The sequence below is a fragment of the Thalassobellus sediminis genome, assembly GCF_044386045.1.
Classification (GTDB): Bacteria; Bacteroidota; Bacteroidia; order Flavobacteriales; family Flavobacteriaceae; genus Thalassobellus; species Thalassobellus sediminis.
In genome coordinates, this window is sequence record NZ_JBISCD010000040.1 from 1,097,132 (window position 1) to 1,111,844 (window position 14,713).

Genomic DNA, 14,713 nt, shown 5'->3' on the forward strand with positions numbered 1-14,713 from the left:
GGTTTATTTTTTTGGATGCACCAAAACCATTTCATCAATTAGGTGTGTTGCTTCGGCATATTTATCAATTATAAAAAGAACATAACGTAAATCGACCATAATATTTCTACAAATATCTGGGTCGTAGTTCATGTCACTCATTGTGCCTTCCCAAACACGATCAAAATTTAAGCCTACAAGATTTCCATGTGCGTCAATAGCTGGACTTCCTGAGTTTCCGCCAGTTGTATGATTCGTTCCTAAAAAACATACAGGAACTTTGCCGTTTTTATCTGCATACTGTCCATAATTTTTAGATTCATATAAATCACGTAATTTTTTAGGAACATCAAATTCATAATCTCCAGGAATGTATTTCTCTATAACGCCATCTAAATAGCTTACAGCATTATAATGTACAGCATCTCTTGGAGAATAACCATGTACTTGTCCGTAGGTAACTCTAAGGGTGCTATTGGCATCAGGGAAATAGCGTTCGTTTGGTAAAGCTTCCATTAAAGCTGTCATATATGCTGTTTGTAAGGTAGTAATAGGTTCGTTTTTTTCAATAAATTCATTATTAACAGTATTGAAAAACTCGTTAATGATTGGTTTTGCATATTGATAAGCAGCATCTTTGTTCAGTTTTTTAACGATGTCTTTAATATTAGAACCTTCTAATAATTTTAAAGCGTTATCTAAATTAGTAAACGCAGTATTGTCATATATACTAGAATCTATATTACTATTATAAAATGGCATTACAGCTTTAAAAACACCTTTGTCTACAGCCACATCATAATTTTTATGAATACCTTTTAAATCGTCAATTAAACTAGCTTTTCCTTTTTCTAAATTATCTGGATTTGCTGTTATAGCTTGCTCAAATTGATAAGATCTAAATAGCATTTGCATTAATTCATTGGTAACTAAAAAGACTTCAATAAAATTACGGCGCTTAATATTTACAGGAGCAAAATCTTTATACAAACGATCAAATTCAGGAAGAATATATCCATATTTATCCTCCAAACCTTTTTCTTTTAAAGCTTTAATGAATGTTGCCTCAAAACCTTGTCGTTTTGCTACGGCATTACTTTTTTCAATTCCTAAATTCTCGCCTATCCATTTTTTCCAAGCATTTGCAATACTTGCTTGTTTTGATGCGTATTTAATGCGTACTTCATCGTTTTTTTTCATTTCTGCATCAATTACTTTTAAAGCAGCTTCACGAATAGCAATATTTGTTGGATTAAATTCTTTTGTTATATGTTCTATAGCAACAGCGGGTAAATATTCGTTAGTTCTACCAGGGAAACCAAATACCATAGTAAAATCGCCTTCTTCAACACCATCTAAAGAAATTGGTAAAAAGTGCTTTGGTTTATATGGCTTATTGTTCTTGTTATATTTTGCAGGATGGTTATTTTCATCGGCATAAATTCTAAATATTGAAAAATCGCCCGTATGTCTTGGAAAAACCCAGTTGTCTGTATCGCTACCAAATTTACCAATACTTGTTGGGGGTGCACCAACCAAACGAATATCTTCAAAACGTTCTGTAACAAATAAAAAGTACTGATTGCCTTTATAGAATGATTTAACCTTAACATCGTGCCAGCTTTCTCTTGGCCAGTTTTTCATGATATCATTACTTGTTTTAGCTATTACAGATTGTTTGTTTTTTTCAGTCATTTCATCGTTAACCATTTTTAAAATATCTTCTGTAATATCGTGAATGCTAACAATAAATTCTACATACAAACCTTTGTTAGGTATTTCTTCATCAAGGTTCATAGCCCAAAAACCATCTTTTAAATAATCGTTTTCAAGAGAAGAATGTGATTGTATTTGTCCATAGCCACAATGATGATTTGTTAAAAGTAACCCGTTAGGTGAAATGACTTCGCTAGTGCATCCACCATCAAAATGGCCAATAGCATCTTTTAAGCTTGAATTGTTAACATCGTAAATGTCTTTAGCTGTTAGTTTGCTTCCAAGACTAGTCATTTCGTCTTCATTTAAACCTTCTAAAAGAGAAGGTATCCACATGCCTCCTTGTTGAGCAGAGATATTAATACTTATAAAAAACAGAATGATTTTAATATATTTCATAGTGTAGTAAATTGAATGTAATCAAATATATAAAGCATTTATTTATTATTGTAAATTTACAGTTCTATTTAACATAAAATGCAGCATATTTCTAAACTCCCTAATATTGGAACAACTATTTTTTCTGTGATGAGTGCTTTAGCAACAGAGCATGATGCAATAAATTTATCTCAGGGTTTTCCCGATTTTGATAGCGATCAGAAATTAATAGACTTAGTGAATAAAGCTATGAACTCGGGCTATAATCACTATGCGCCAATGAAGGGTGATTTAGAATTAAGAGAAGCAATTGCTAAAAAATTTGATTTACTTTACGGTACAAGTTATCATCCAGAAACAGATATTACTGTAACAGCAGGTGCCACACAAGCTATTTTTACCATTATCACAACATTTGTAAAACCTAATGATGAGGTTATTGTTTTTAAACCAGCTTATGATAGTTATCAGCCAGCAGTGGAACTTAATGGAGGGAAAGTTATCCCAATTCAAATGCAAGCTTCTAATAATTTTAAAGTAGATTGGAAGGACGTAAAAGAAAAGGTTAATAGTAGTACTAAAATGATTATTATTAACTCACCTCATAACCCTACAGGTACCGTGTTTTCTAGAGAAGATATGTTGCAATTGGAAGCCATTACAAAGGATACTAATATTATTGTATTGAGTGACGAGGTTTACGAGCACATGATTTTTGATAATGAAAAACATCAGAGCGCGTGTTTGTTTCCTGGATTGAAATCTAGAAGTTTTGTGGTGGCATCTTTTTGTAAAACATTTCATAATACAGGGTGGCGTATTGGCTATTGTTGTGCGCCAAAAGAGCTCATGAAAGAGTTTTTAAAAGTACATCAGTTTAATGTGTTTTGTATTCATAACCCAACACAAAAAGGCATTGCAGATTATATGCAAGAACCAAAGCATTATTTAGATTTATCTGCTTTTTATCAGAAAAAAAGAGATTTGTTTTTAAGTTTATTAAAAGATTCTAGATTTAAATTTACACCTTCAAAAGGAACTTATTTTCAAGTGTTAGATTATACTAGTATTACTGATGAATATGATGTTGATTTTGCAAAACGATTAACTACTGAATTTGGTATAGCTTCAATTCCGTTGTCGGTTTTTAATATAAATAGTTTAGATAATAATGTCCTCCGATTTTGTTTTGCAAAAAAGGATGATACCTTAAAGCGAGCAGCAGATATTTTAAATACTATTTAATTATGGAAAATCAACTTAAAATAGCACTTGTACAATCTGATTTAGTTTGGGAAAACCCTGAACAAAATCGGTTGAACTTTTCAGAAAAAATAAAGTCTATTTCTGATTCTGTCGATGTTATCGTCCTCCCCGAAATGTTTACTTCGGCTTTTACTATGAATGCTTCCAAAGTTGCTGAAACTATGCATGGTGATACCGTTTTATGGATGCAAAAAGAAGCTTTAAAAGCAAATGCCGCCATTGTTGGAAGTTTTATTATTTCAGAAGAAAATAGGTTTTATAATAGACTCCTTTTTGTAGAACCTTCTGGTAAAATTACACATTATAATAAGCGACATACGTTTACTCTTGCGGGTGAAGATAAAGTGTTTTCGGCAGGAGATGAAAAAGTAATTATCGAATATAAAGGTTGGAAAATTTGCCCGCTTGTATGTTACGATTTACGATTTCCTGTTTGGGCAAGAAATGTTGAAGATTATGATGTTCTATTATATGTAGCCAACTGGCCAAAGCCTAGAATTTCTGCTTGGAATGCCTTGTTAAAAGCGCGTGCTATTGAAAATATGAGCTATGTAATTGGCGTGAATAGAGTAGGTGTTGATGGTGTAAATATGGAATATTCAGGACACTCTGCAGTGTACGATGTTTTAGGTAACATACAAACAAATTTCACACCCAATACAGAGCAAATTGAACTTGTTACTCTAGAAAAAAGACACGTTGAAGCTTACAGAAGTAAGCTTAAGTTTTTAAATGATAAAGACGATTTTAATTTAATAATATAAAAGTCCAAACAGCATCCCAACCTGCCCTTATATCGTCATCTGGCTGTCCTTGATAAAAGCTTACACGTTCGGGTTGGATTTTTTTAAGATAATTACCTGTATCGTATTTTTTATTACCATTGGAGTCAAAAACAACCCTTAAATAATATTTCCCAGGCTGAATGTGAAAAAAGTCAACTGGTTTGTTTTTAGTTACATATTGTTCTAATTTCACTTTTCCATCTTTGTCGGTTAGCTGAACAATAACTGGGTAAACGGCATTTTTTAAATAAATCCTTAAGTTGCTATCTGATTTTTCTTTAGTAGTAACAGAATAATTTAATGTATCATTTTTAGTTTCAAAAAAATCAGTAAAAGCTTCTGGTAGTACTTGTATTTTATAGCTATTCTCTTCGGTTCTTTTAAAGTTTATAGCGTAGGTATTATTTATGGTGTCAAATTCTGTGGAAAAATCAACGTTTAAAGAATCTTTATCCATTATACTAATTTTAGAATCATCAAAACTCATAAAAGGGACGCTTCCTCTTATTTTATATGGGTCTTCAGAACCAGTAGGTAAAATACCCTTTAAGGTTAGAGAATCTCGTTTCTTATCTCTTATTTTAACTGTATAATCTTTTTTGAATTTATTCTTGCTATTAGAAACTGTAAAAAGAAGCGAATCTACTTCTAACTTAGGTTTGTACCAATAGTAAAGGGAATCTGTTTTTTCGTCTTTGGTAATGCGGTAACTAAAATTATCTGGTACTTCAGAATTAATGTCAATAGTCATGCCTCTATAGTCACCTTCGTAACCAAAAGTAATTTTTTCGCTAGCATCTAAGATTGGTCTAGAGGCATTAAAATCTAAATCTTCAGAAAAAAGTTTAAGAGTATAAAGCGAATCGGTTGGCACTTCTATAAAATCTTTATAAAATGCAATTTGATCTGTTTTTTGCTGAAATTTATTATCGCCATTACCATCTTTTAAAGCCATCAACATATATTTTCCTGCCTTAATGTTTTCAATAGAAAAAGTTGTAAGACTATCTAATGTATTGGTTATATACTTTGGTTTTTCTTTATATACAATAGAATCGGAAAAAGTCGAATCAACTTCATAAAGTGCAACATTTATAAAGGTTTCTGGTTGTCTTTTTATCGCATCAACAACTTGACCTTTAACAGTAAGTGAATCGATGTAATCTCCTGTAGAAAGCACATAACGGTAATACGGATAGGGATTTCCTTCATTATTATCTACTATACTGTTTCCAAAATTAAAAGCATAAGTGGTGTTAGCTTCTAAGGTATCGTGTATTTTAATAGTAATATATTTGCTCGCACTACCAATAGGTGTAATTTCTGGAGGTGTATCCATTGGAGGCGAAATAATAAGTTGCTTTTGTAAGTCCTTCATTTTAACATACTCGTCAAAATAAATTTTTATTTCATTATCACTAAATTGTGTAGAATAGTTTTCAGGAATTGCTTTTACTATAACAGGAGGGTCTAGATCTTTAGGTCCGCCTTCAGGAGTGCCACGGTTTGCACAGTTAACAAAAACAAGCCCAATAGAAAAGGCTAAAATAAAATTTGAAAGCTTCTTATACATTACCAATAATACTTTTGCACAAACCTACATAATTTTTAACACACATCAAGCATTAGAAAGTCGTCATGAAGATTAAAAATACAATAAAATATGACTTCTTATAAGTTTTTGCATAGCACCGCTATGGATAAACTTAAAGAAGTAGGGGGTGATATATTTTGAAGTAGTTTTAATATGTAATAGATTTTCTAATGTATGATGTGTGTTTATAGATATAACGACAATCTTATTTAAGCTATTGCCATAGTTGCAATACTTATTTTTATGTTTTTTGTTTGGTTTAAAACTAAAATACAAGCTTCTAAGGTTGCTCCAGTAGTAATAATGTCGTCTACTAATAGAATATGTTTGTTATTTATAGTTTCCATATTCTTCAGTGCAAATAATTCATCGGTATTAGTCCAACGGGAAAAACGACCTTTGTTGGTTTGCGATTTTGTATTTGTTATTTTGATTAATACATCTTCTTTATAGTCGGCATTTAAACATTCAGCAAGTTGTTGTCCGAATTTAGTAACTTGATTATAACCTCGTTTTTTAAGTTTCTTTTTATGAAGCGGAACAGGAATTATAGCATCAATATTTTTATAGGGTTCAAGTGTTTTAAGTTCACCACCAAGCCAGTTTCCTAAAACAAATCCAATATTTTCATAGCCTTTATATTTTAAACCGTGAATGAGTTGCTGTACTAAACCTTTTTTTTCAAATCTGAAAAGAGCTGTGCCATTTTCAATCTTTGCTCGTCCATAAAGCACTTTTTTTACAGCATCGTTATCATTAAAATGAAAGTTGGTTATTGGTAAATCATGCCGGCAATCTATACAAATGGTGTCTTCATTATCATTCAATAAATTATGACAAGCATAACAAACTTTTGGGAAGAATAGATTTAGTATAGATTTGAGCATGTGTATTATTAAGTTAATTTATAAAGTAAAATAAACATAATGGATGAGTTAATTACTCTAGTTTTCTTTTTTAGGCTTATTTATAATCAATTCATTAGAAATAAAAACAACTATTAATGTAGCTTTTTACGTAATTAATACAAGAATTTTTTTTAAAATTTAACATATTTACTTATAATAATAGAATTTAATTCTTACATTTAGCATCAATAAATTTTTATTTTAAAATAAAAAACAGCATAAATAAGGTTAAAATTAAATAATTAATGCTTAATAAAACAATCGATTGCGTTTTTTGATATGTTAAATATTATAATGCTGAAAATAAACTTGAAAGCATTCAAAATTAATATAAAAGTAAAATGGAATTCTCTTTGCTCAAGAACAATATCCTTTTATTGAAATGGAGATTAAAAAAACTTGATAGTCTTTAAAAGATTCAGGTCAAATATATAATTATTAAATTTTTTATTATGAAAAAATTAAGTTTAAAAAAACTAAACATAGAAGCTAAAGATATACTTCAAAAAAGTCAGATAAAATCTGTGTTTGGTGGATATGAGGGAGGTAGTGGTAATATTCTTGTGCTATGTATAAAATCTAATGGACAAGTAATTGGTCCATTATGTCTAGGGGATTGCTATCCAACTCTTTATCATTGTCGGCAAGCATATGGGAGTAATGTAGCAAATATGAGTTGCCAAGGAGCATGTTAATTATAAATGAAAACTAATATTTATCTTAAAGCGATAAATATTCCAAATGAATATAAAAGCGAAAAGATATTCACTTTATAAACAAAAATACCCTTTTCGTGAAATGCAGACTAAAAAACTTAATAGTCTTTTAAATGTTTAAGTTGAAAATTATTATTATTTTATGGATAATTGCGTAAATGCTACAAGAAAACTTTTAAACACTCTTAATGTTAAGAATACAAAAAAGTACTTAGAAGATAGTATTCTATCCCACCCAGAACATCCAAGTTTACTAGCTATTTCAGATACTTTAGAAAAATATAATATTGAAACGTTAGCTGTTAAAATTGATCAGGAAAAACTAAATAACATGCCTTTGCCTTGTATTGTGCAAGTAAAAAAACAGGGAACGCATGTATTTTTTGTGTTAAAAAAGGTACTAGCAAATGAAGTTGAGTATTATGATGATAAAAGTAAACTTGTAAAAACTTTAAAGGAGGATTTCCTTAAATCATGGACAGGAATCTGTTTGTTAGCTGAAACATCAACAGAGTCTAAAGAAATTGATATTGACAAAAAATTATTATCATCCAATATTTTAAAGGGACTAAAAGTATCTATAGTTTTATTTATTTTGGGTTGGGTGGCAATAAGTTTTATAAATTCGGAGTCTAACGCTACATTAATATCATCAAGTTTTACTGCGATATATACCCTTTTAAAAATAACAGGTTTAATTGTTGGAGGTTTGTTATTATGGTTCGATGTAGATCAATACAACCCAACCTTACAAAATTTTTGCACTGGAAGCAGTCAAAAAATAAATTGCAATTCGGTTTTAAATTCTAAACATGCCAAACTGTTCAAAGGTACTTTTAGTTTGAGTGAGTTAAGTTTTTCTTATTTTTTTGGCTCATTCTTTTTTCTATTAATTTCAAGTTTTTCAATTCCATCATTATCAATTTTAGCACTAATTAGTTTTGTGTCTTTACCAATAATAGCCATTTCAGTGTATTATCAAGCAATAGTTATTAAGCAATGGTGTAAGTTTTGCATCATTATCCAAACAGTATTGGTTTCAGAAATTCTTGTTTCGTTTTTTGGAAACTTTTACAGTTCAAATTTGCAATTAGAAACGATTCCTCTTTTACTAGCATTATTTTTAATACCCATATTGACTTGGAAACTAATAAAACCATTATTAGAACAAGAAAAAGAAACTAATTTACATAAGCGCGGACTTAAAAAAATAAAAAGCAACCCGAATGTTTTGGAAGGTTTATTGTCAAAATCCAGAAAAATAGGAACACCTTTAGATGGTTTGGGCATCTCCATTACAAATGAAAATGCCAAATACCTTGTGGTTAAAGTTTGTAATCCTTACTGTGGTCCTTGTGCCAAAGCACATCCTATTTTAGAAGATTTGGTAAAAAAGGGTACTATAAATCTGCAAGTATTATTTACAGTAAGCAGTGATGCTAACGATTTAAAAGCTAAACCTGTAAGTCATTTTTTAGCCATTGATAGCTTAGGGAATAAAAAGAAAACTCAAAAGGCTTTGGATGATTGGTACTTGGCAGACCAAAAAGATTATGAAACGTTTGCCAGTAAATACCCTATGAACGGTGAATTAGAGTTGCAAAACAATAAAATAGAAGCCATGAGAAATTGGTGTAAAGCTGAAAACATAATTCATACCCCTACTCTTTTTATTAATGGTTACGAATTACCTAAAGAATATACAATTGAAGATTTAACAGATGTTTTAATTTAAAAAAAGCCCAAAGCATACACTTTGGGCACGAACAATACCCTTTTCGCGAAAGGCAGACCAAAACCTTGATGGTCTTTAAATGCTCGGGGCAAATATAATTATTAATATTTTTTTTATTATGAAAAAATTAAGTTTAAAAAAACTGAATTTAGGAGCTAGTGATATGCTTCAACGCAACCAGCTTAAAACTGTGTTTGGTGGTGGTTATGGTGATGGTTATTACGCGTGTTGTTACAACAATGATCTTTTCAATTGTAGTCCATGTGTGTATACTGGTACTGCAACTAGTTGTCCATCTGGTCAATCTCTTTTTGCCTGTGCCATGATCTAATATGATCTGGTCAAAAAAGTTTAAGGGGCAGTAAGTAAATATTTTTACTGCCCTTTTAATATTATTTTTATGAAGAAGCATTGCAAACTTTATAAATTATTTAATTTAACACAAAGTATTTAACTTAAATTGCGCAATAAAACCTTCCCTTTTTACAAACAACCAGACAGTAAAGACTGTGGTCCTACTTGTTTACGTATTGTAGCCAAATATTATGGCAAACTTATTTCTTTACAAGAAATACGCGATTTATCTGAAACTACCAGAGCTGGAAGTAATCTGCTTAAATTAAGTGATGCTTCCGAGACTATTGGGTTTAAATCTTTAGGTGTAAAATTTGATTTTAACAAGTTAAAAGAAGCTCCGTTACCACTTATAGTCCATTGGAATAAAAACCATTTTGTAGTGGTGTATAAAATTAAGGATGATGTGGTTTATATATCAGATCCATCCTATGGTTTAATTACTTATACTAAAGATGAATTTATACAACGATGGATTGGCAATAATGCCACTGAAGACAGTAAAGAGGGGATAGCCTTATTGTTAGAAATAACTCCAAAATTTAAAAAACTAGATTGGGAAGAAACTGATAAAAAATCATTTAGATTCCTATTTCAATATCTATTTAAGTATAAAAATTTACTACTGCAACTTATTATTGGTTTATTAGTTGGTAGTATATTACAGCTTATTTTTCCTTTTTTAACACAAAGTATAGTTGATGTAGGTATACAAAATCAAGATATTAGTTTTATATATGTAGTCTTAATTGCACAATTAATGTTGTTTCTTGGCCGTGTGAGTGTTGATGTTTTTAGAAGTTGGATATTATTACATTTAAGTACACGCATAAATATATCATTAGTATCTGATTTTTTTATTAAACTAATGAATCTTCCTATAGCTTATTTTGATACTAGAATGACAGGAGATATTATGCAACGAATAAATGACCATAGCCGAATAGAGAAGCTCTTAACGGGTTCTACTTTAAATACGCTTTTTTCTATGGTAAGCTTATTTGTTTTTGGAGTTGTTCTTATTTATTATAGCACATCTATATTTTTCATATTTGCATTTGGTAGTATTATTTATATTCTCTGGATTTTATTTTTCTTAAAACGACGAAAAGAACTAGATTATAAGCGTTTTTCTCAGTCAAGCCAAGAGCAAAGTACGGTTATAGAGCTTGTAAATGGTATGCAAGAAATAAAAATGAATAATGCCGAAAAACAAAAACGTTGGAAATGGGAATATGTACAAGCACGCCTTTTTAAAGTCTCTATGCAAAGTTTGGCCTTAGAGCAAACACAAGGGGTGGGGTCATCTTTTATTAATGAGTCTAAAAATATATTTATAACCTTTACTTCTGCCTTATTGGTTATAGAAGGCTCTATTACATTGGGTATGATGCTATCTATTCAGTATATTATTGGGCAATTAAATGGGCCTATAACACAATTGGTAGGTTTTATTCAAGCAACCCAGGATGCAAAAATAAGTTTAGAGCGTTTAGGTGAAATTCACGATAAAGACGATGAGGAAAGTAAAGAAAAACACTTAATATCTAATATTAAACTTAACCAAAATCTGGAAGTCAATAATATTACGTTTAGATATATTGGAAGCGACGAGCATGTCATTAAGGGATTAAGTATGCGTGTACCTGCTAACAAAATTACAGCGATAGTAGGTGCGAGTGGCAGTGGTAAAACAACCTTAATGAAAATTTTATTAAAATTTTATGACGTAGAGAAAGGTACTGTTTTATATGGAGAACATTATTTAAATGCTATTTCGCATAGAGCATGGCGGGCTAATTGTGGTGTTGTGATGCAAGAAGGCTATGTGTTTAACGATACTATAGCCTATAATATAGCTGTTGGAGAGGATACTATAGACCAAGAGCGCCTAGTAAAGGCAACTAAAGTTGCTAATATATATGACTTTATTCAATCGTTGCCTGTAGGTTTTAATACTAAAATAGGTAATGAAGGTGTTGGAATGAGTACAGGGCAAAAGCAACGGTTGTTTATAGCAAGGGCCGTATACAAAAATCCTGATATTTTATTTTTTGATGAGGCTACTTCTGCTTTAGATGCAAAGAATGAACGGATAATTATGGAAAATTTGAATGCGTTTTTTCAAGATAAAACAGCTGTTATTATTGCCCATCGTTTGAGTACTGTTAAAAATGCTGACCAAATTGTGGTTGTTGATGAAGGTATGATAATAGAATCAGGTACGCATACTGAATTACTTAACCAGAAAGGTGCTTATTATAGTTTAGTAAAAAATCAATTAGAGTTAGAAAAATTAAGCAGTACAAAAAATGCCTAAAAAGACAAAAGAGAACAATTTAGAATTACGGTCCGAAGAAGTACAGGAAATTTTATCTAATCCGCCTTCATGGATTGTAAGATGGGGTATTACACTCATTTTTATGTTTGTTTGTATTATAGTTTCGCTTTCTTTCATGATTGAATACCCTGATTTTGTTACTGCAAAAGTATTAGTAACAACGAAGCATCCAACAGAAAAAGTAATTTCGAGATACTCTGGGGCATTAGAGAAAATATTTATTAAAAATCGTGATACCGTAACCATTAATCAAAAATTAGCTGTTATAAAAAATACAGCAAATTTTAACGATGTGTATATTTTAAAAAGTATCGTTGATACACTTCCTTTCAATGTTAAAACGTTTAAATTTCCTTTTAAAAAAACAGCCTATATGGTATTAGGAGATATTAGTTCTGCCTATTTTAGTTTTGAAAAAAGTTATTTAGATTACTATTTATTAAAAGATTTAGATCCCTATCAAAATCAGTTGGGAGGAAACAAAGTTTCTCTTCAAGAATTAAAAAATAGATTGAGAAGTCAAAAAGCTCAAAAAAAATTATTAGAGCAAGAACACAAACTAAAGCAAACAGATTTTGAACGTGATAAATACCTGTTTAAGAAAGGTATTATTTCTCAAAGAGATTATGAGTTAAAACAATTAGAGTTTATTCAAATGCAAAAGAGTATTAGTGCTATGGCTATTTCTATTTCTCAAATGACTGAGGCTATTTCTTCTGCTAATCAAACATTAAAAAGCACCCGTATTAATGAACAAGAAGACAATACTAAGTTCTTAAAAAATTTAGTGCAATCATATGATGTGCTTAAAGAAGCTATTAGGAATTGGGAATATAATTATGTTTTAACGTCTTCAATTAATGGTGTTATTAGTTTTCAAGATTATTGGGGGGAAAATCAATTTGTAAACTCAGGAAGTATTGTTTTTTCAATTTTGCCAATAGATACTTCTGTTTTAGTTGGTAAACTTCTTATACCAGCACAAAATGCGGGGAAAGTAGTTGTTGGGCAAAAAGTATTTATTAAGCTAGATAATTTTCCATATCAACAATATGGTATGTTAATAGGTAAGGTAACTAATTTTTCTATTTCTCCAAATGCAGAAGGTAATTATACGGTGTACATATCATTACCAAACGGAACTAAAACGGCTTATAATAAGCGTTTTAAGTTTACTCAAGAGCTATTAGGTAATGCAGAAATAGTAACGGAAAATTTAAGTGTTGCTGAAAGGCTGTTTTATAAGTTTAAGGATATTTTTAAGTATTAAATGTTAAAGAACAATTAACCAGACTAAGTAATGTAGTGCTTGTTTCTGTTTGAATCCCCAATTGATTTACAATAAGGTTAATTTTGTTAATATACACTTCATTAATTTTGTTTTCTAATTGAATTGTTTCTAATTGGTTATTCAGGTATTTATTAATATAAGTTTTACAAAATTCAAACCAATCTGCCAGCCACGGCTCTTCATTTTTAATATCTTCAACAGATAGTAATTCTTTCGTAAGGTTTAATATTTCATTATATTCTTCAGGAAAGACATTTTTTATAGATTGACCATGCGAAAAATAATCATTTTGTATGTTTATAAACATACTTTTTGCAACCTGTTGATTAAAATGGATAATAGCTTTTCCGAGAGTTATAGTAGCATATATTGCTAATGTATGGATGTCTTCTTGTGTGAATTCTTCAGTTTTTAACCCTGAAAACATTAATAGTGTTAAATTCTCTTGAATATTATATGCGGAAAGGCCATTTTTACTATAAGGGATTGAATATAAGCCAATCTGAAAAGTATTAGTGGGGTATGGTATTCCAATGCCTTTAACTTCAAAGATGTATTTTTGAGGCCTATTTTTTTCTTTGAATTTAGTAAAGTGTTCAAAAAAATGTCTACCAATTTTATCCATAATATGCTCGTCTTTACATAATATAGCAAATTGAATATTGCATACTGGGATATAGTTTAATGATGCTTGGTAATAAATAAATTCGTCTTTTTTTAGATATAATATAAAGTTTTCAATTTCTGCTAAAACAAGATGCCATTTTTTTATATCATAAAAAAAACTTGAAGTAAACCAAACATGATTTTCATTCATACTAATTTTTTTTTCAATCTTATCTAATCTATTCTTCATGCTCAAAATAATACTGAACAGGTATATAGTTTTTTATTTTCGAATAAACCATATCATGTATGTCTTGGTCAATTAAAAACTTAGCTGTTCCATTAAAATGTAAATGACACGGTAACGTTTGTGTGAAATTATTTTTTAGTCTATCATCAACAAATTCAAAGTTTTCATTGAACCATTTTTTTTTGTTAATATAAAATTTAGAAAAATCATTGTTTTCAGAATTGGGGAGGTGTTTTTCTCCAATGTCAGTAAAAAAAGCACAGAAAATTTCAGAATTAAAATCTAAAGCAATTTTATCTCTATGCTTCAAATAGCGTTTTGCCCATAAATATTGATTACTAAAAGGGAAGTTTTCTAAATCAAAATCATTATCTTCTAATAATTCTTTTATAAGTTTGGCTTTGCCAATGAATCCGCCACTATTAAGGTATTTATAGGGTGTTTTATTGTCGTTATCTGGATATTGGCTTGCTAAATTAGAATCTGGCCAACAACCTGTTTCTGCAGAAAAAATCACTTTTTTATCAAAAGAATTGAATTTCTCTATAATCTCAACTTCACCAGCAGTGAATAATGCATCAGTGCCATCAGTGAAAAGAATAATTTGATTGTCATCAATACTATCATCAGATAAATAATCGTAAAGAAGTTCATCCTTGATTCTTCTTGTGTTGAATACCTTGCTACTTGATACAAGAACAACTAATTCTAACCCATTTAGCATGCAAGAGAGTCTTAAGAGGTTGAAATTTATATCGTTAACGTCGTTTATTACTGTAATTACTTTCATTATA

The 14,713-nt window shown here is 30.1% G+C and carries 12 protein-coding genes; 7 read left to right on the top strand and 5 right to left on the bottom strand.

The window, feature by feature from the left end; translation table 11 throughout:
• Positions 1 to 3: 3 nt before the first annotated feature.
• The gene (locus ACH5TW_RS11350; RefSeq protein WP_439336622.1) at positions 4 to 2,094 is read right to left on the bottom strand and encodes a S46 family peptidase; all 2,091 of its coding nucleotides are present in this window, start codon (positions 2,092 to 2,094) and stop codon (positions 4 to 6) included.
• 78 nt (positions 2,095 to 2,172) lie between these two features.
• On the opposite strand from ACH5TW_RS11350, the gene ACH5TW_RS11355 reads away from it, so the two are divergent.
• Both ACH5TW_RS11355 and ACH5TW_RS11360 read left to right on the top strand, forming a co-directional pair.
• Positions 2,173 to 3,318 (top strand): methionine aminotransferase, encoded by a 1,146-nt coding sequence (locus ACH5TW_RS11355; RefSeq protein WP_439336623.1) that lies wholly within the window; start codon positions 2,173 to 2,175, stop codon positions 3,316 to 3,318.
• 2 nt (positions 3,319 to 3,320) lie between these two features.
• Entirely contained in the window at positions 3,321 to 4,103 is a 783-nt protein-coding gene (locus ACH5TW_RS11360) for an amidohydrolase (protein WP_439336624.1), read from the top strand.
• Here ACH5TW_RS11360 and ACH5TW_RS11365 read toward each other — a convergent pair.
• Together ACH5TW_RS11365 and ACH5TW_RS11370 are read right to left on the bottom strand one after the other, a co-directional pair.
• Positions 4,087 to 5,697 carry an Ig-like domain-containing domain gene (locus ACH5TW_RS11365; protein ID WP_439336625.1) on the bottom strand — a complete coding sequence of 537 codons (1,611 nt, stop codon included), beginning with the start codon at positions 5,695 to 5,697 and terminating at the stop codon, positions 4,087 to 4,089. The genes ACH5TW_RS11360 and ACH5TW_RS11365 overlap by 17 nt on opposite strands.
• 230 nt (positions 5,698 to 5,927) lie before the next feature.
• Positions 5,928 to 6,605, bottom strand: a complete 678-nt coding sequence (locus ACH5TW_RS11370) for a ComF family protein (protein ID WP_439336626.1) — start codon at positions 6,603 to 6,605, stop codon at positions 5,928 to 5,930.
• Positions 6,606 to 7,078: 473 nt separating this feature from the next.
• Between ACH5TW_RS11370 and ACH5TW_RS11375 the strand changes: the two genes are divergently transcribed.
• The 5 genes from ACH5TW_RS11375 (at position 7,079) to ACH5TW_RS11395 (ending at position 13,042) form a co-directional block, all read left to right on the top strand.
• Complete coding sequence (locus ACH5TW_RS11375) at positions 7,079 to 7,321, top strand: hypothetical protein (RefSeq protein ID WP_439336627.1); 243 nt, start codon at positions 7,079 to 7,081, stop codon at positions 7,319 to 7,321.
• Between the two features lie 163 nt (positions 7,322 to 7,484).
• Positions 7,485 to 9,077, top strand: a complete 1,593-nt coding sequence (locus ACH5TW_RS11380; protein WP_439336628.1) for a cysteine peptidase family C39 domain-containing protein — start codon at positions 7,485 to 7,487, stop codon at positions 9,075 to 9,077.
• A 79-nt stretch (positions 9,078 to 9,156) separates the two neighbouring features.
• Complete coding sequence (locus ACH5TW_RS11385) at positions 9,157 to 9,408, top strand: hypothetical protein (RefSeq protein WP_439336629.1); 252 nt, start codon at positions 9,157 to 9,159, stop codon at positions 9,406 to 9,408.
• Between the two features lie 129 nt (positions 9,409 to 9,537).
• Complete coding sequence (locus tag ACH5TW_RS11390; protein ID WP_439336630.1) at positions 9,538 to 11,751, top strand: peptidase domain-containing ABC transporter; 2,214 nt, start codon at positions 9,538 to 9,540, stop codon at positions 11,749 to 11,751.
• Positions 11,744 to 13,042: an HlyD family secretion protein gene (locus ACH5TW_RS11395; RefSeq protein ID WP_439336631.1), complete on the top strand. Its 1,299-nt coding sequence runs from the start codon at positions 11,744 to 11,746 to the stop codon at positions 13,040 to 13,042. The genes ACH5TW_RS11390 and ACH5TW_RS11395 overlap by 8 nt, the downstream gene beginning before the upstream one ends.
• Here ACH5TW_RS11395 and ACH5TW_RS11400 read toward each other — a convergent pair.
• Positions 13,032 to 13,919, bottom strand: a complete 888-nt coding sequence (locus ACH5TW_RS11400; RefSeq protein ID WP_439336632.1) for a hypothetical protein — start codon at positions 13,917 to 13,919, stop codon at positions 13,032 to 13,034. The two genes, ACH5TW_RS11395 and ACH5TW_RS11400, sit on opposite strands and share 11 nt — an antisense overlap.
• The gene (locus tag ACH5TW_RS11405) at positions 13,909 to 14,709 is read right to left on the bottom strand and encodes a glycosyltransferase domain-containing protein (protein ID WP_439336633.1); all 801 of its coding nucleotides are present in this window, start codon (positions 14,707 to 14,709) and stop codon (positions 13,909 to 13,911) included. The genes ACH5TW_RS11400 and ACH5TW_RS11405 overlap by 11 nt, the downstream gene beginning before the upstream one ends.
• Positions 14,710 to 14,713: the final 4 nt, after the last annotated feature.